The following is a 16,680-nucleotide window of genomic DNA, read 5'->3' as shown; positions in this document are numbered from 1 at the left end:
CCCTTCTTACTAATAGAAGCAAAGACCATGAAAACAATTTAAAATATCGGTTTTAGCGCTGTATAGACACTTTTTCAATTTTTCATTGAAGAAAATCTGTGGAATGATGATCATTAACCGATTGTTATTGGGTAAATAATTACACAAATTAGAGCTGCAGTAGCACACAGAAACTTTTAAAAACTTCTTATATTTTATAACATGGGATTATTCTGGGACCTTATTCAACACAGTCAAATATCAGATCAACAAAGCAAAACAAGTTCACTGGAAGATCGAGTAAGTCATTTGGAACTCGAGTTGAGACACACCCAAGAACTTCTAGTGAAAACACTAAAAACTTTGGAAGAAACTATTGGCAAAGATATTAACGGAGATGGCCATGTAGGCTAATCATTCCGCATGTAAAGTATCCGCTGGGTTATTCAACGCTGCTCTAATACTGTGGTAGGAAACTGTTATTAAGGCTATTAAAATAGAACCAATAGCAACAAATACAAAAGTGTACCCATTCACATCAATGGAATAAGCAAAGTTTTGCAGCCATTCTTTCATAGCTAAATAAGCAATAGGAACAGCAATTAAATTGGCAATCAGTATAAGCTTCACAAAATCTTTTGAAAGTAACTGAACAATGCCAAAAGTAGATGCACCCAATACTTTTCGCACTCCTATTTCTTTAGTACGTTGGGTAGCTAAAAATGCAGCAAGCCCAAAGGCGCCTAGGCAAGCAATGATAATAGCTAAAACGGAAAAGGAGGTAAACACCTTTCCGCTACGCTGTTCTGCTTGATAAAGCGCTCCAAATTCTTCATTTACAAAACGGTAAGCCAATGGGCGATCAGGAATAAACTTTTTCCATTGTGCATCCATAAAATCGAGTGTTGACTTTACATTGGCCGAATTGGTTTTTACAATTATCAGGTTAGATGCTCTCGCATTCAAATTACTTGCAAAAATGGCCAGTGGGCCAATTTCTTGATGCAGAGATTCAAAATGAAAATCCTTTACCACTCCTATTACATTGTAAATTGGGCCATTAATAGGTTGTAGCTGTTTGCCAATTGGATTTTCCCATTTGAAGATTCGAGCTGCTGCTTCATTGATAATTACGGCAGAAGAGTCTGAAACCACTTCTGGATTAAAAGCTCGCCCTTCTACCACTTCTAAGCCCATGGTAGAAATTAAATCATAATCGCCACGCAAATTTGGCAAAAGAAAGCGGTCACTGGCATCACCTGTAACATCTGTAAAAGTACCGCCAACCACCTGCCTGCCTGGGATGGTATTCACTCCGCTGACTTCCAAAATATTTGGATTATTAAGCAAGGCACTTTTAAAAGGATTGCTCTGCCCTCGAAGTAAATTAGCTCGCTCAATAACGACCAATTGATCCTTATCAAAACCTAAGCTCTTCTCATTCATATATTGTAACTGCTGATAGATTACAATTGTGCCCACTACTAAAATTGCAGACACAGCAAACTGAAAAATCACCAGCCCATTTCTTAACCAAGAATTCTTTGCACCGCCCGTAAGCTTTCCTTTCAGTACCGTAACAGACTTAAAAGCAGAAAGGTAAAATGCCGGATAAAGCCCAGCCGCAACACCCAACAGCAGCGAGAACCCAAGCATTGAAAACAGAACGAGAGGAGTAAAAAAAGCATTCAACTCAATTGATTTTCCAGCCAATTCATTAAAAAAAGGAAGCAATAAGGCTGTCATTCCTACAGCTAACACCAGCGCGAGCAAACACATAATTATTGATTCGGCCAAAAACTGAAAAACGAGCTGACCTTTTAATGCTCCTAAAACCTTGCGCATACCAACTTCCTTTGCTCTATTGGCAGAACGAGCCGTAGCGAGGTTAATAAAATTTACACAAGCAATTAGTAAGATAAAAGCAGAGATACCTGCAAATAGATAAACCGTAGAAGCACTTCCGTTTGGTTCTAGCTCCCATTGCAAATTAGAGTTGAGATGTATTTCAGATAAAGGTTGAAAAAAATAGCGATGTGCATTACCGGCTTCCTCATATTGCTGCCAACTTATTCCTAAAATACTCTGAATTTGTGGCTCCATATTTCGCTGTAAAACCTCTTGTAATTTTCGTTCTACAATAGGTACCGAACTTGCTTCCATTTTTACATAATTGTAAGCAACGTATGAGCCCCAAAATTGATTGTTATATAAACTTGGAATGGTGTTAAGAGAAAAAAGAAAATCGAAATGAAAATGACTGTTGCTAGGCAATGGCTCAACAACTCCTTTTACCAGCATTTGACCTATATTTTGCATTTCTAGCTGCTTGCCAATCACATCTGTTGATCCGAAATATTTTTCAGCCATTTCTGTAGTGATTACCAACGAATTAGGTTCGTTCAAAACCGTTTCTACATCACCTAAAATTAGCTTTGCTCCAAAAAAGTCAAAGAAGTTCGAGTCGGCCGCAATTACATTTCTCTCATCAAAATACTGGTCGGCCTTTTCGATGGTTACCGAACCAAAGCTATTGTAGAGTCGAGTAGCTGCGGTGATTTCAGGTAGTTCGTTATAGAGTGTCATACCCATTGGCATAGGGCTTCGGGCGTATTGAAAACCGTTATCGGGAAACTTTCGATCCAAAGCTATTCGAAAAGTACTTTCACTGTTCGGATGAAATTTATCATAACTCAACTCATCTACCACAAAGCTCACTATCAATAGACAGCAGCACATGCCAATGGCTAAACCAAAAATATTAATAAAAGCATAAGCTTTCTGTCTGAAGATACTCCTGAGTGCTACCTTAAAATAATTCCTTAACATGTTCACATACATTTTGACCTAAAATGAAGATATGGAACAAATAAATGTAAGCAGTTACTATTATTACGAATGGTCGGATTATTTGACAGAAACGACACATTGGCCGAACTAAAATGGTGGATCGGAGTTTGTATTGAGTAGATTGCGGCCTTAAAGGTTAGCATAATTCAAACCCTTTTAAATGAAGAAAATTACAGCTGAAAAAATCACCTTAGAAAAAGAGCAAGTTTTAGCGCTTCGGAAGTACGCAGAAGAGCACAAAACCAAAGCAACCATTCAAATTATCAATTCATTTCTACCTTTTATTGGCATCTGGATTTTAATGTATTTCTCCTTAGACATTAGCTACTGGCTAACCTTTGGTTTAGGCATTATCAATGCTTTTTTCTTGGTAAGAATTTTTATTATTCAGCACGATTGCGGGCATCAATCTTTTGTGAAAAACAGAACCGCACAAAAAATTATTGGCTACGCTTGTAGCTACTTCTCTACTATTCCTTTTAACTATTGGGCTAAATCACACAGCGTACACCATAAATTAAATGGTCAGCTTGAAATGCGCGACATTGGAGACGTGACTACCTATACTGTGGCTGAATTCAAAGAGTTTAGTAAAGGCAAAAGACTAGGTTACAGAATTTACCGCTCTCCAATTGTAATGTTCCTTTTAGGGCCAATCTACTATGTTTTCATTCATAATAGATTGGCTAAGATTAAACTTCCTGCCTTTAAAAGCGCCAAGAAAGGTGTAATCGTGAACAACATACTTTTACTTACCGCCTTTACGATTTTAGGCTTCACCTTAGGTTGGGTCAAATTTCTTTTGGTTCATCTTACTATTTTAGTCATGTTTTCGATCATCGCCATTTGGTTTTTCTATGTGCAGCACCAACATGAGCACGGTTATAAGCAATGGAAAAAGAACTGGGATTATGTTACTTCGGCCTTAAAGGGAAGTACTTATTATAAAATCCCAAGGGTGTTCAATTGGTTGACTGGCAACATTGGAATTCACCATGTGCACCATTTAAACCCGTTAATTCCAAATTATAATTTAAAGAAGTGTATTAAAGAAAACCCTTGGTTAAATCAGTTTCCAACTATAATTGGATTTAGAGATAGCTTAAAACTTGCTTCGAATAAGCTTTGGGATGAAACACAACAGCGCATGATTTCTTTCCGAGAATTCTACGAAATGGAAAAGCGCGGTCTAATTCCGGTACCTATACCAAATAAGTCAAACCACTAAACAGTATTTACATTTAATAGTATAGCTCAACCTTCAGGGTTTTGCTCACAAGCACCAAATTGAACAAAATTAAAAATTTGTTTGATTTGGTGTTTTTATATAATTATTATTAATCATGAATTACGAACTGACTGGGATTGCAAAAACTACTGCGAACTATATTAACACCACCAATCAACATGTTTTTTTAACTGGTAAAGCTGGAACTGGAAAAACCACTTTCTTAAAATACATTGTTCAAAACACCCATAAAAAGGTGGTAGTGGCTGCACCAACCGGAATTGCCGCCATTAATGCAAATGGAGTGACACTCCATTCTCTTTTGCACTTGCCATTCGGTGCTTTTATTCCCGAACGAATAACACCCCCAAATACTGGTAGTCAGGTAACCACCTTACTCAACCTGTTTTCGAATGTAAGGTTTAATGCCTCAAAAAGGGCAATGATTCGTGAGGTAGAACTTTTGATTATAGATGAAGTCAGCATGCTGCGTTCCGATTTACTGGATTGCATCGATCACATGTTGCGCTACCTCAGAAAAAACAGAAATGAGCCTTTTGGTGGTCTTCAAATATTGTTCATTGGCGATTTACTTCAGCTTCCGCCCGTGGTGAAAGATTCAGAGTGGAATGTGCTTTCGGCATATTATAAAAGCAGTTATTTCTTCGATGCACATGCCCTTCGCGAAGCCCCTCCTATTCATGTAGAATTAGATAAGATTTACAGGCAAACCGATGAAAACTTTATTCAAATCTTAAATCGTTTTAGAGACAACGAACAAAATACTGAGGATTTAGCTTACCTCAATTCGTTTTATAAACCTGAAGTAAAAGAAAAGTATGAAAGTGGATATATCTACCTTACCACGCACAACAGGAAAGCCGATGAAATTAACGCCAATAGGTTGGCAAACCTACAGTCGAATTTACATGAGTACAAAGCCGACATTAGTGGCGATTTTCCTGACAATGCGTACCCTACCAACCCCAAGCTTTCACTAAAACTGGGGGCTCAGGTTATGTTTATTAAGAATGATGCTTCAGGACAAGGCCAATTTTTCAATGGGAAAATAGGAACAGTTTCACAATTGCGTTCTTCTGAAATTTGGGTAAAGTTCGAAGACGGAAATGAGGTAGAAGTAGGCAAACACACTTGGGAAAATAAACGATACAAACTCAACGAAGCTTCAAACGAAATAGAAGAAAAGATACTTGGCAAATTCGAGCAATACCCATTAAAACTGGCTTGGGCGGTTACTATTCACAAAAGTCAAGGCCTTACGTTCGAAAAAGCAATTCTGGACCTTACGGATGCTTTCACCCATGGGCAAGTATACGTAGCACTTTCAAGATTGACTTCTTTAAATGGATTAATTCTCGCTTCTAGGTTGCCTGAAGATAGTTTTGAAAGAAGTCAAAGCATGAACGCCTTTATGGCTACAAAAAGTAGTGAAGACCAACTGGCCAGCGAACTACCTAACTACCAAAAGCGATATTACGCTAAATTAGCCGATACAACCTTTGACTTTGCCGGTATTCTGTATGCCCTAAGCCAACACGTTCAAAGCTTTGACAAGGACGAAAGTAAATCGGCCAAACAAGAATTTCTGGGTTGGAATAGAAGGTTTTTAGAAAGCACCCTTCCTTTACAAAAAGTGGGCGCTACATTTATTGGCGAAGTTCAGCGAATATTGACCATGGAGGTTTACCTGCCTCATTTGGCTGAGCGAGCAGAAAAAGCAAAAGGGTACTTTAATAAGGAACTAGAAAAACTCACCGACCTTTTAGACGAACACCAAACTGATATTAAAGCAAAGGTTAGAATTACAGAATACAAAAAAGAGCTTAAGGCTTTAGAGCAACTGTATTTTAACAAAAAGGCTGAAATTCAGCGTTTTCATTTATTGGTAGGTAATGCGTTGAAAGGTAAAACCCTTACAAAGGAAGAAATGCTCAGTTCTAACTTGTATAAAGAACGAAAAGTAGAAGCCGTTTCTAAAGGCAAAAAGTCGAAAACACCTACTGCCGAAATCAGCTTTGAGTTATATCAGCAGGGGAAAACCGTTGAGGAAATTGCTGAAGCCAGAGGTTTAGTTCCGAGTACAATCGAAGGCCATTTAACGCAATATATTTCGAGTGGAGAAGTGGACATCAAACGGTTGTTAAGTGAAACAAAACTTAACAACATTCTTTCGCTTATAACTCCTGAAACCACTGGCACACAAGAAATAAAAAGTAAACTTGGAGATGATTATAGTTATGGGGAAATAAGAATGGCCTTAGCTTTTCATAATGCTTCCCATTCTAAATAAACGGTACTTTCTCCAAGTCAAATCACAAACTTAAGTCTGGCGTTTGTAAGCTTATATCGAAGTTAAAGCTTTGTGTTGACTTTCTAGCTTCTGCATCAACTTTTCAAGGTTTAAATACTTTGAGGATTTCAAATAACCATCATCTTTATAGTAGGCAAAAATCACCGTTCGATCTTTAATAACATCAATCACCTTTTTTGAAATTTCCACAGGCAGTGCAGGACAGCCTTGACTACGACCAAGCCTTCCATACTTCTTTATCCAATCATCACTTACATATTTAGCATTATGCATTACTACAGCCCGTTTTCTCATTTGGTCATTATAACCTTTATCAAGTCCATCTAAACGCATAGAGTATCCTTTGCTGCCAACATAAGTTTCTGCAGTTAGGTAAAAGCCTAAGCTACTCGCATTGCTACCTGATTTGTTTGAGAAAACACTCGATTTATTACCACCTGTTGTCCGCCCATGGCTTACAAGTGTATTAAACAGCACCTTCTTTTTAGCCAAGTCAATGGTGTAAAATCGTTTCTCAGTACTGGTTTGAGTGAAGTCTATTATTGATATTAAATCCTTGGTATTCAAAAGTCCGTCTTGTTTCAAATTATAGAAACCGATCATGGCATATCGGAATGGCTCATAATCTAAATTCATCTCCTTCAAACCAACTGCCTGATAAAGAGAGTAGAGAGAATCTTCAAAATTTATTCGATTTAGGTTTCTTTCAAAGGTTTGGTGATAGGCAGGTATTAGAGCACCTCGGCTATCGCCTTCATCGAAATTTACATTGGTAATTTGGGGCTGTGTTTGTTCTTTAAGCTTTGGGTTACTTTTTTCAACTTCTTTATCAGTGTTTTTGCACGAGCAAACAGAAAGCAGTATTGCTACTGCTAATAGATTATATCTCATAAATTTTTAAGGGGTAGTAATTGGGAATTTTTCAATACAGATTCAAATTGCTTCTTAGCTACTAATTCAGGATCTCGACACCTGAACGGAAAACTAATTAATCTTATTGCCCTTTAAAAATGTTCTTTGTGAATCTACGTTAAATCAAAAATACATGCCCCTTTATTCAATCAACCTACTGGGTAGGTTGTAGTCAAACTTTTTATCGAAAAAAGAAGCCCCTCAAACATTAAGCTTGAAGGGCTGAATTAAAAGACCTAACTGTTTTTTATTCCATTATTTTCTGTCCTGAAAAGCTGTATTCCACATCCATATTTTTGCCTTTTCGCTTAAACTCTACATCATAGAATTTACCTTTTGTTTTGTGATCAACCCATTCAATTTCTGTAATATCATCTTTGTCGTATTCTTCTTCGATCTTATTCTGAACAACTGAAGGTAAGTCGGACCACTTAACACTCTTTTCGGTCTCAATCCAATTTCCATTCAAATCGTAATCAGCCCTGTACTTCTCACCTTTCAGTTTAAAGTTCACCTCTAAGTTACCTTTGTCATCCTCCTCCCAATCGGTGTCTTTACCGTTAGGGTATTGTCTCTGAAAGGTCTCAACCGCCTCATCAAATTTGCCCTTATTACCGTTGCTAGGGGCGCAAGCCGATAAGTAGAAAAAGTAAAGCAATATCATTAATTCCGGACGGTAAATTCTTTCAAAAAACTTATATGCAGCGTGTGATTTTATATGTTCCATGGTTATGTGATCTTTGATTCAAAACCTATAATTGCAAATGATTGACCAAAAGAAAAAAGCCTCTCTGAGGCCTTTATTAATGATTTATGAATTTCACTTAGCTCAATATGTGGAAAAAATTACTCAATAAACTCTCCCTATTTACTTCAAATTTTACTCACAAATTTAGTTTTCAGAATCATCTCTTTATTGAATAGCATACAAGTGTTTCAATTTATCGGCCTGAGACTTGTCATGACCATAAATATCTTTTCTAAAGTTCATCAATCCGTTTTCATCAACGAAAGCGGTTAAATAAGTAATCTGAACATGATAGTCCTTTTCTAAGTACACCTTTTTAGGCGTATTACTGAACATAGCTTTGTTGATTTCTTCTGAAGTCCATTCGGTTTGATCACGCAACAAGTATTCAGCTAATAACTCTGGTTTTTCTACTCGAATACACCCGTGACTAAATGCTCTATCGTAGCGGTTAAAAAGATGACCGCTAGGAGTATCGTGCAAATAAATACTTAAGTCATTGGGCATTATAAACTTGACCCGCCCTAAACTATTCGACCCACCTGGCTGCTGAACCACATTAAATGGAAAATTACTTGATGAATACTCAGACCAATCTACTTTTGAAGGGTCGATCTCTGTTTCTGTACTCCAACCTCTATAAAATTTGTAATTCAGCCTTGTGTAATACGCAGGGTCTTCTTGAAGTTTAGGCAGCATTTCTTTAGACTTAATACTGAAAGGCACCGTCCAAGTTGGGCTAAACACCAAGTACTTTAAAGTATCGGAAAAAATAGGTGTAGAAGTAAATTCAGCTCCAACAATCACCTTCATTTCAAGCGATTTTTCATTGTCTTGGTATACTTTCAAACTGTAATCAGGAATATTCACTTCGGCATAATTTGCTCCATATTCACTTGGCAACCATCGCATTCGCTCAAGGTTTAGTTCAATCTGACTCAGCTTATCGGCAACAGGAATGTTTAAAGCTGCTATAGTTTCCTTCCCCAAGCGACCATCTGGAGCTAAACCGTGTCGCTGCTGAAACTGCTTTACCGATGCCTGCAAAATTTCATCATAATATTTTGCATCTAAGTCGAAGTTGTTAAGATCATAACTCATTTCAAATGAATCTGTCGGCTTAGGAGTATTAAAAAATGGATCTGTAACAGATAACCTCTCTCTAATTTGCGGAATTGCTTCATGCATTTCGCCTGGCTCAATTACTTTGGTGTCACCTATATTAATGGCTGACCAACCACCGCTGGCTTCAATCTCACGGTATTTATTTAAATGTTCTAGAAGTTCAGCATACTTATGGTGTGTAGGAAAAGTATTTTCTAATTGAGCCTTGAGTTGTTCAGGAGTTTTTATTTTAACCAAATCCCTCAAAAATCCTTTGTTCTTTTTGTCCTTATGCCAATAACCACTCATTAGCTTTTCAGGCAAACGTCCGTTTTGAATATGGAAATTGTAAAGTAGATAATTGGCCGTCATTTCAATTTCCATTTCCATAACATGCTCTTTGCTAATACCTCTTTGAAAAAGGGAATCCACATTTTTAAGCTCGTCTACTCCATAATAATGAGGACTCAAACCGTGCGTATTACCAGAATTAATTTGCCTTAAGGCCTCGTAGAATATAGGTTTAGGGCTATCAGAGTAAAACCAAATGGATTGATTATTCCGCTGGGAGTATAAATTCCTGAGCCCATCTTTTATCTCCTCATAATAGTCCGAACCTTTTATTTTATGAAAAACAGTGTTTTCAAGCTCTAGTTCTGAAGGAGCTACTTTAAATGATCTATATTCAAATTCATCTTCAAGTTCATTCTCGATTTCGGTATTTTTTGAACCCACTATTAAAGATGAAACACTGAGAAGCACCGTGGCACCCATCAAAATTGCCAATAAACTAAGTATTCTATATTTCATAACTAGTGATTTTTAAGGTTAGTAGTTGTTCACCACGGCACATCATAGAGAAATACTATACCAACTAAGAAATTGGCGCTGAAGGGCAGTTTTAAAGAAAAGTTTCAATCAAAAAGGACAAAGCTTTACACGTTTTGAGGATTTTTTTACCCAAATAAATTTGGAGGGAGCTTGATAATGGAAAAACAAAGCAGAAGATATCTATGCTTTTAAACGAGACGAAATAAGAAGGAAAACAGACTATTTATAATGTGAACAATTTGGTGAAGTACCTGCTCAAAAAATAAAGGCAATAGCAATTGGGAAGAATGAGATCAATTGTGCTCATATTTGCGCAAATACCGTCTCTATTCATTACCAAATTGAGTATTCTTTTACCCATATGGGAAAGATTGGAACAACTTCAACCTCAAAAAACGGCTTTAATTAAGCTTTTCGCAGGTGGTACAAGAATTGAATATTAACAGCCAAATCAAATAACACTAAATCATGAAATCATCATTTAAATTAATAACAGCTATTTTTCTTTCGGGCGCTCTTTTATTCGGCTGCCAAGCAAGTAACTCAGTTAAAGGTGGAGCCATTGGCGCAACTGCTGGTGGAGTAATTGGGGGAGTAATTGGAGGTAAAGACAATACCGCTCTAGGAGCAATTATTGGAGCTACTGTTGGTGGTACCGCTGGTGCTTTAATTGGACGTAGAATGGACAAACAAGCCGAAGAATTAAGGAATGATTTGGAAGGAGCAAAAGTAGAACGTGTAGGAGAAGGAATTAAAATCACATTCGATTCAGGCTTAATGTTCGCCACCAACCAATCCACTTTAAATGTAAACACTAAGGAAAACCTTAAAGATTTAGCCGCTACGCTTCAGAAATACGAAGATACAAACGTGCTTATCGAAGGTCATACTGACAATACTGGTACTGACGAATATAACATGACCCTTTCTAAGAAAAGAGCAGCTTCAGTACAAGAGTATTTAGTAAGCCTTGGTTTAGATTACCAAAGGTTGGAAATAGCAGGCTATGGCGAAAGCCAGCCAATTGCCGAAAACGACACGAATGCAGGCAGACAAGCCAACCGCAGAGTGGAAGTTGCGATTTACGCTAACGACAAAATGAAAAGAATGGCCAAAAGAGGCGAACTTGAAGGAGGTGAATAAGCCCCTTCTATTCAAAAATAAAAAAATGCTTTGTGAGAAATCGCAAAGCATTTTTTTATGCGCTAGCTTCTCTGTTTTGTTAACTTGCAACAATGGAAGGCCCTAACCCCCAACTGCTAGTCGACTTGGTGACAATGAAAATGCCTTTCGGCAAATACAAAGGCACCACCCTGTGCGATTTACCCACTTACTATTTAGAATGGTTTGCCAAAGAAGGCTTCCCAGATGGCAAACTAGGCATGCTCCTTTCCACCATCTTTGAAATCAAAATCAACGGTTTAGAAGACTTACTTAAGCCGTTGAAGAATAAGAGAAGGTTTTGAAAGAGATTTATTTTTTCCATTTTTCAACCTATACAAAATGGTTCTTGATAATTTATTGAGTTTAGAATTGATTGTTGTCTTAACCTTGTTTTGCTTTCGCAACTTCTCCAATTTCCTTATTTTCTATAAAGAAGAAAAAATCAAAATATTGAGTTCAGCCTTGACTGACAACTTTAAGTTCATAGGTATTATGTTTAAAAGTGTTTTTAAGCTCTGGTGGACTGGCGATCAATTTAAGTTTGAAAAAAAGATAGCAAATGGATTGTCTTCATTGTTCTACTTTTCAATTATAGTTCTCACTATAACATTCTTGATTGGTTACATAATTTAAAACCCGATAAATCTAAAGAACTAGCTCCCCCCCCCTCTCCCAACCTTTCCAACCTAAGGCGGGTCTAACCGAGCAGAAAACCATGAAAATATGAAAAATTTATTATTTGCTTCTGCCATCCTCCTTTTCTCCTTTTCTTCTTGTTCCGATGAGCTAGACTGCTGCGTTCTTGAAGGTAATCCACAGAAATGGGAATTGGTTGAAATGACAGGTAGTTTTTCGCCTTCCATTACCACAGGGAACGACATGGATTGGCAAGAATATTATATTTTGAATACCAACACTGGCAAATTTACCAAATCCAGAACAAGAGAAGGTGTTGAAACCTCTGCCTCTGGCACGTTCGTTTTTAATTCTACAGAAGAAGAACATTCAATCAAACTTACCTACCCAAGCGACAACGAGCTTATCGCCAATTGTACAGGCGATTTAACCGAGGTGTTAATTATAGAATCAGAAAACACATTAAAAGGCACTTGGGCTCCTTGCGATGGGCCAGGTTTGAAATACCAGAGAACGAATAATTAAAAAGAGGATAAACGCTGAAAAACAATTCAGTTATTCAGCGAACTTTTATTCGAACTTGGCCATTAGGGTATGATATGATTACTCATGCAGAGTATTTCATTCTGTAAGCGCTAATAATGTTAAAACCTAATTTAAAAGCTTCGAGTACTAATCAACCCAAGCAAGCTTTACTTATCGCTGGTATTTTATTTATTGCCATCAACTTACGCCCAGCACTGGCCAGCGTGGGTCCATTGGTAAGCACTATTAGAGAAAGTACTGGACTATCGAATTCAATGCTGGGTTTGCTTACAGCCTTACCCCTTTTGGCATTCGGAGTAGTTTCAATGCTCACCACTCTTTTTACCAAACGGTTTGGAATGGCTGCTACTTTAGCTGGCGCACTCTTATTAATTACCATCGGCATTCTGGTTCGTTCAATTGATTTTATACCCGCACTGTACATAGGAACAATTTTATCAGGCATTGGCATTGCCTTTGGCAATGTACTTTTACCCAGCTTGGTGAAAAGAAATTTTGAGTCTAATTCTGGTCTCATCACCAGTTTATACTCTGGAGTTATGGCTATTGGAGCCGCTACTGCTGCTGGCATTAGCGTCCCCCTAGCTCAAAACGAAGTCTTTGGTTGGCGAGGCGCACTGGGCGTTTGGGCTCTTCTTTCTTTCGCAGCATTTTTTATTTGGTTGCCTCAAGTTTGGCGTATTAAAAAAGCGAAAAAACATCGTAATTTCTTAAAGGCCATGAAACACCTAACGCGCTCGGCCTTGGCTTGGAAAGTGGCAATTTTCATGGGTTTACAATCCTTCGCTTTTTACGTTATTTTGGCTTGGGTACCCGATATTCTTCAAAGCCGTGGTTTTGACGCTTCCTATTCAGGATGGATGCTTTCTCTATCTCAAGGCACTGGCGTTTTAGGCTCGTTGCTAATTCCCATTTGGGCGGGAAGAAAAAAAGATCAACGAAGTATTATTCTTATTCTCGTGCTTTTAGAAGCCATCAGCCTAGTTGGACTCATGTTCCCACAAGCAGGCCTTGTTCCCATTTGGGTTTCGTTAATAGGTTTTGCTTTAGGGGGAAGTTTTGGTCTAGTATTAATGCTTATAATTTTCCGCTCAGAAGATTCTGAAACCGCGGCAGAGCTTTCGGGAATGGCGCAATCAATTGGCTATTTGATAGCCGCCACAGGGCCAATTCTATTTGGTAGCATTTTCGATTTAACTGGAAACTGGTCTTACTCCTTGGTTTTTTTACTAGTTATTGCTTTACTAAAGCTTTATATGGGTTTAGGTGCAGGAAAGCCGGGAAAAATATCGCAGGAAAACTAGACGATTATTGCATTGTAGCCTATTCCTTTAGTTTAACACCTGGCAGCTTCACCAATCGATTAGGAAAATTAGAGATAATGCCATCAACACCAACTTCAATCAGTGCTTTCATGGTTTTTTCATCATCCACAGTCCACCTCCACACTTCAAGTCCAGTTTTGTGAGCCTTTTCTATATACTCCTTTGTAATTGGATTTCCACCCCCAGCACCAATCGCTTGAGCGTTGATAGCTTTAGCCATATCAATTGATCGTTCATTGGCAGAGCCTACCAAAAATAGAATCGGAATATCTTCGTCTAGCTGACGCACTTTTTCCAATGCTTCATAATAGAATGAAAAAACAATTACTTCGTCTTTCATACCCAAGTCATTGATAATATCGAGCATCTCTTTCTCCACTCCTTTCACTTTCAGTTCAACACACACCTTGATTTTCCCTTTCGAAATGGTCAGTGCTTCTCTGAGCGTAGGCACTTTTTCACCCTTAAACTCCTCACCAAACTTAGAAGAATAGCCCACCTTCACTTTACTCAGTTCTTCATAAGTCATTTCAGCAACCTTTCCTTTCATTCCGTTAGAAGAAGTTCGGTTAACCGAAGCGTCATGAATAACCATTAAAGAATCGTCTTTAGTTTTGTGAATATCTAACTCGTAATACTCAAACTGATGATCAATGGCTTTCTGAATGGCTGCCAAAGTATTTTCTGGCGCAATACCTGAAAAACCTCGATGGGCAATTACTTTAGTTTGGGCTAGAACGTTGGTGGTGAAAAAAAGCAGAACACAGAGAAAGGTTAACTTATTCATTTTACGAATGTGTTTTTATGAAGTAAGTGCAAATATAGAAAACTCAAATTGCCTGAATATTAACTGGGGTTTATGATACAACAACCCTTTTTTAAGGAAACTTTAAGGAAGTTCAGCATGCTCTATAATTTAACAAAGCATAAATTAGAGCATGAGAATTCTGATTGTTGAAGACGAGGTCGGGATTTCCAGCTTTGTTAAGCAAGGTTTGGAAGAAGAATCCTTCGTGGTAGATACAGCGGCAGATGGCAACCAAGGACTTATTTTAGCCCTAAGCAATGATTATGACTTGCTCTTGCTCGATTGGATGCTGCCCGGCCTAAGCGGCATAGAAATTTGTAGGCAATTCAGAAAAGAAAATAGCGCTACTCCTATCATTTTTCTAACCGCCAAAGATACAGTTCAAGAAACAATTTTCGGTTTGCAATCAGGTGCCAACGATTACATTAAAAAACCCTTTCACTTTGAAGAACTCTTAGAAAGAATCAGGGTTCAACTGCGTTCCACACCAAGTTCTTCGGAAAAATTGAGCATTGGGAACATAGTTTTGGATGTGAATGCCCACCAAGTGCATAAGGGAAATGAGGAGATTTTCCTTACGAAAAAGGAGTTCGCATTATTAGAGTATTTGCTCCGAAACAAGAACAAAGTTTGCCGCAGAACGAGGATTATTGAATCGGTTTGGGACATTCATTTTGAATATAATACTGGAGTAATCGATGTATACATTAACGCGCTTCGCAACAAACTAAAATTGAGCGAAGCTGAAAACTACATCCAAACTGTAAGAGGTATAGGCTATATCGCTAAGGAATTATGAAGTTGAATTTCAAAAATAGAATTGCCCTATATTATACCGTAGCAACAGCTGTTATTACAGCATTGGCTTTTCTTATTGTATTTCTAAGCGTAAAGAAAACGGTTTTCAGTAATCTAGATAAAGAGCTTTCTTATCAGGCCCAAAAGCACTCTAAGGAAATTATTATTGAAAATGACAGCATTCATTTTATGAACAAAGCCGAATGGGCCGAAAGAGAGCATCGTGAGGTGCAGGTAAACCCGGTATTTATTCAGCTAATCAATAATCAAGGGGAGTTAATGGATAAATCGCCAAACCTTAAAGAACAGCAACTCACTTTCCTTGAAGCGGTAAACAGCAACGACCACTTTAGCACATTCCTTGTAGATAGGGCCATTAGGCAAGCACAAATTCCAATTGAAAAAAATGGAAGAAAGCAAGGCTACATCATTACAGCTATTTCAATGGAGAGTTCCACAATGGTGATTAAGAACTTACAGAACACTTTATTGATTTCCTTTCCTATTGTGCTTTTTGGGCTTTATTTAATATCAAGTTCTTTGGCAGGCCGAAGCATCACTCCGCTTCAAGCCATTATAGATACCACAAACACCATTACAAAAAACAACCTGAACGAACGGGTTCCGCTACCGCCTAACAAAGATGAAATCTTTGAGCTTTCTTCTGCCATCAACGAACTTTTACAGCGTATAGAAAACGCCATTCAGCGTGAACGACAGTTTACTTCAGATGCTTCGCACGAACTGCGCACCCCACTTTCAACGCTCAGAGGCACTTTAGAAGTACTCATTAGAAAACCACGAACACAATCAGAATATGAACAGAAAGTGCAGTATGGCTTAAACGAAATAGACCGTATGGGCAATATTGTGGAGCAACTTTTATTACTGGCTAGGTTTGATTCTAAAAGTGAAATTGAAGAAAATCACCTTATTTCATTGGTAAGTTTGGTTGATGAAGTGCTCACTAGAAATGGCAACACCATTAGTCAGAAGAATTTAAAAGTAAATTTTGAAGTAAAGGCCGAAACCGAAACTCTAGTACCTCAATATTACGCCAGTTTGATACTGGAAAACATCATTATAAATGCCATCAAATATTCGCTTGAAGGCAAAACACTATCAATAGAAATTTCAGAAGAAGGAAAATATACGCTTTGTAAAATAAGCGACCAAGGTATAGGGATTAAGCAAGAAGACCTTAGTTCGCTGTTTAATCCATTTTTTAGGTCCGATGCTTTAGAACATAAACAGATTACAGGAGCTGGCTTGGGATTATCTATTGCTAAAAAGGCAGTAGATGCTATTGGTGCGCAAATTACTGTAGAAAGTAAAATCAATAAAGGCACCACTTTTACGATTGCATTTTTAAGGAAACCTTAAGTTTCTCTTATGAGAAGCCTAAGGAAACACATTATA

The 16,680-nt window shown here is 37.8% G+C and carries 14 protein-coding genes; 9 read left to right on the top strand and 5 right to left on the bottom strand.

The window, feature by feature from the left end:
- Positions 1–201 precede the first annotated feature (201 nt).
- On the top strand, positions 202–393 hold the full coding sequence (locus OB69_RS07705) for a hypothetical protein (protein ID WP_053223129.1): 192 nt from the start codon (positions 202–204) through the stop codon (positions 391–393).
- On the opposite strand, the gene OB69_RS07700 is transcribed toward OB69_RS07705, so the two are convergent.
- Entirely contained in the window at positions 394–2,808 is a 2,415-nt protein-coding gene (locus OB69_RS07700; protein ID WP_071426749.1) for an ABC transporter permease, read from the bottom strand.
- 181 nt (positions 2,809–2,989) lie between these two features.
- Here OB69_RS07700 and OB69_RS07695 point away from each other — a divergent pair, with 181 nt between their 5' ends.
- Both OB69_RS07695 and OB69_RS18945 read left to right on the top strand, forming a co-directional pair.
- Complete coding sequence (locus OB69_RS07695) at positions 2,990–4,057, top strand: fatty acid desaturase (RefSeq protein ID WP_053223127.1); 1,068 nt, start codon at positions 2,990–2,992, stop codon at positions 4,055–4,057.
- 115 nt (positions 4,058–4,172) lie between these two features.
- On the top strand, positions 4,173–6,368 hold the full coding sequence (locus OB69_RS18945) for a helix-turn-helix domain-containing protein (protein WP_053223126.1): 2,196 nt from the start codon (positions 4,173–4,175) through the stop codon (positions 6,366–6,368).
- Positions 6,369–6,419: 51 nt separating this feature from the next.
- On the opposite strand, the gene OB69_RS07685 is transcribed toward OB69_RS18945, so the two are convergent.
- The 3 genes from OB69_RS07685 to OB69_RS07675 all read right to left on the bottom strand — a co-directional run bounded on the left by OB69_RS07685 (position 6,420) and on the right by OB69_RS07675 (position 9,963).
- Complete coding sequence (locus OB69_RS07685; protein ID WP_157608511.1) at positions 6,420–7,280, bottom strand: murein L,D-transpeptidase catalytic domain family protein; 861 nt, start codon at positions 7,278–7,280, stop codon at positions 6,420–6,422.
- A 268-nt stretch (positions 7,281–7,548) separates the two neighbouring features.
- Positions 7,549–8,028 carry a PepSY-like domain-containing protein gene (locus OB69_RS07680; protein WP_157608510.1) on the bottom strand — a complete coding sequence of 160 codons (480 nt, stop codon included), beginning with the start codon at positions 8,026–8,028 and terminating at the stop codon, positions 7,549–7,551.
- 186 nt (positions 8,029–8,214) lie between these two features.
- Complete coding sequence (locus OB69_RS07675) at positions 8,215–9,963, bottom strand: L,D-transpeptidase family protein (RefSeq protein ID WP_053223125.1); 1,749 nt, start codon at positions 9,961–9,963, stop codon at positions 8,215–8,217.
- Positions 9,964–10,452: 489 nt separating this feature from the next.
- On the opposite strand from OB69_RS07675, the gene OB69_RS07670 reads away from it, so the two are divergent.
- The 4 genes from OB69_RS07670 (at position 10,453) to OB69_RS07650 (ending at position 13,634) form a co-directional block, all read left to right on the top strand.
- Positions 10,453–11,127, top strand: coding sequence for an OmpA family protein (locus tag OB69_RS07670; protein WP_053223124.1), 675 nt, complete (start codon positions 10,453–10,455; stop codon positions 11,125–11,127).
- A 92-nt stretch (positions 11,128–11,219) separates the two neighbouring features.
- Entirely contained in the window at positions 11,220–11,450 is a 231-nt protein-coding gene (locus tag OB69_RS07665; RefSeq protein ID WP_053223123.1) for a DUF3820 family protein, read from the top strand.
- A 421-nt stretch (positions 11,451–11,871) separates the two neighbouring features.
- The gene (locus OB69_RS07655; protein ID WP_062303017.1) at positions 11,872–12,309 is read left to right on the top strand and encodes a hypothetical protein; all 438 of its coding nucleotides are present in this window, start codon (positions 11,872–11,874) and stop codon (positions 12,307–12,309) included.
- 116 nt (positions 12,310–12,425) lie between these two features.
- Positions 12,426–13,634: a CynX/NimT family MFS transporter gene (locus OB69_RS07650; protein ID WP_053223120.1), complete on the top strand. Its 1,209-nt coding sequence runs from the start codon at positions 12,426–12,428 to the stop codon at positions 13,632–13,634.
- A gap of 19 nt (positions 13,635–13,653) precedes the next feature.
- Here OB69_RS07650 and OB69_RS07645 read toward each other — a convergent pair whose 3' ends face one another.
- A complete protein-coding gene (locus OB69_RS07645) occupies positions 13,654–14,442 on the bottom strand; it encodes a glycerophosphodiester phosphodiesterase (protein WP_053223119.1) in 789 nt (262 codons plus the stop codon).
- Positions 14,443–14,593: 151 nt separating this feature from the next.
- Here OB69_RS07645 and OB69_RS07640 point away from each other — a divergent pair, with 151 nt between their 5' ends.
- Positions 14,594–15,262 carry a response regulator transcription factor gene (locus OB69_RS07640; protein WP_053223118.1) on the top strand — a complete coding sequence of 223 codons (669 nt, stop codon included), beginning with the start codon at positions 14,594–14,596 and terminating at the stop codon, positions 15,260–15,262.
- The gene (locus tag OB69_RS07635; protein WP_053223117.1) at positions 15,259–16,644 is read left to right on the top strand and encodes a sensor histidine kinase; all 1,386 of its coding nucleotides are present in this window, start codon (positions 15,259–15,261) and stop codon (positions 16,642–16,644) included. The genes OB69_RS07640 and OB69_RS07635 overlap by 4 nt, the downstream gene beginning before the upstream one ends.
- The last annotated feature ends 36 nt before the right edge of the window (positions 16,645–16,680 follow it).

Source organism: Roseivirga seohaensis subsp. aquiponti (assembly GCF_001267955.1).
GTDB classification, from domain to species: domain Bacteria; phylum Bacteroidota; class Bacteroidia; order Cytophagales; family Cyclobacteriaceae; genus Roseivirga; species Roseivirga seohaensis.
Note: the sequence above shows the minus strand (reverse complement) of the source record. Positions and strands in the feature narration are given on the sequence as shown.

Excerpts from the sequence above, each read along its gene's own strand:
- OB69_RS07705 (WP_053223129.1), top strand. The coding sequence starts at position 202 with ATGGGATTATTCTGGGACCTTATTCAACACAGTCAAATATCAGATCAA.
- OB69_RS07700 (WP_071426749.1), bottom strand. The coding sequence starts at position 2,808 with ATGTTAAGGAATTATTTTAAGGTAGCACTCAGGAGTATCTTCAGACAG.
- OB69_RS07695 (WP_053223127.1), top strand. The coding sequence starts at position 2,990 with ATGAAGAAAATTACAGCTGAAAAAATCACCTTAGAAAAAGAGCAAGTT.
- OB69_RS18945 (WP_053223126.1), top strand. The coding sequence starts at position 4,173 with ATGAATTACGAACTGACTGGGATTGCAAAAACTACTGCGAACTATATT.
- OB69_RS07685 (WP_157608511.1), bottom strand. The coding sequence starts at position 7,280 with ATGAGATATAATCTATTAGCAGTAGCAATACTGCTTTCTGTTTGCTCG.
- OB69_RS07680 (WP_157608510.1), bottom strand. The coding sequence starts at position 8,028 with ATGGAACATATAAAATCACACGCTGCATATAAGTTTTTTGAAAGAATT.
- OB69_RS07675 (WP_053223125.1), bottom strand. The coding sequence starts at position 9,963 with ATGAAATATAGAATACTTAGTTTATTGGCAATTTTGATGGGTGCCACG.
- OB69_RS07670 (WP_053223124.1), top strand. The coding sequence starts at position 10,453 with ATGAAATCATCATTTAAATTAATAACAGCTATTTTTCTTTCGGGCGCT.
- OB69_RS07665 (WP_053223123.1), top strand. The coding sequence starts at position 11,220 with ATGGAAGGCCCTAACCCCCAACTGCTAGTCGACTTGGTGACAATGAAA.
- OB69_RS07655 (WP_062303017.1), top strand. The coding sequence starts at position 11,872 with ATGAAAAATTTATTATTTGCTTCTGCCATCCTCCTTTTCTCCTTTTCT.
- OB69_RS07650 (WP_053223120.1), top strand. The coding sequence starts at position 12,426 with ATGTTAAAACCTAATTTAAAAGCTTCGAGTACTAATCAACCCAAGCAA.
- OB69_RS07645 (WP_053223119.1), bottom strand. The coding sequence starts at position 14,442 with ATGAATAAGTTAACCTTTCTCTGTGTTCTGCTTTTTTTCACCACCAAC.
- OB69_RS07640 (WP_053223118.1), top strand. The coding sequence starts at position 14,594 with ATGAGAATTCTGATTGTTGAAGACGAGGTCGGGATTTCCAGCTTTGTT.
- OB69_RS07635 (WP_053223117.1), top strand. The coding sequence starts at position 15,259 with ATGAAGTTGAATTTCAAAAATAGAATTGCCCTATATTATACCGTAGCA.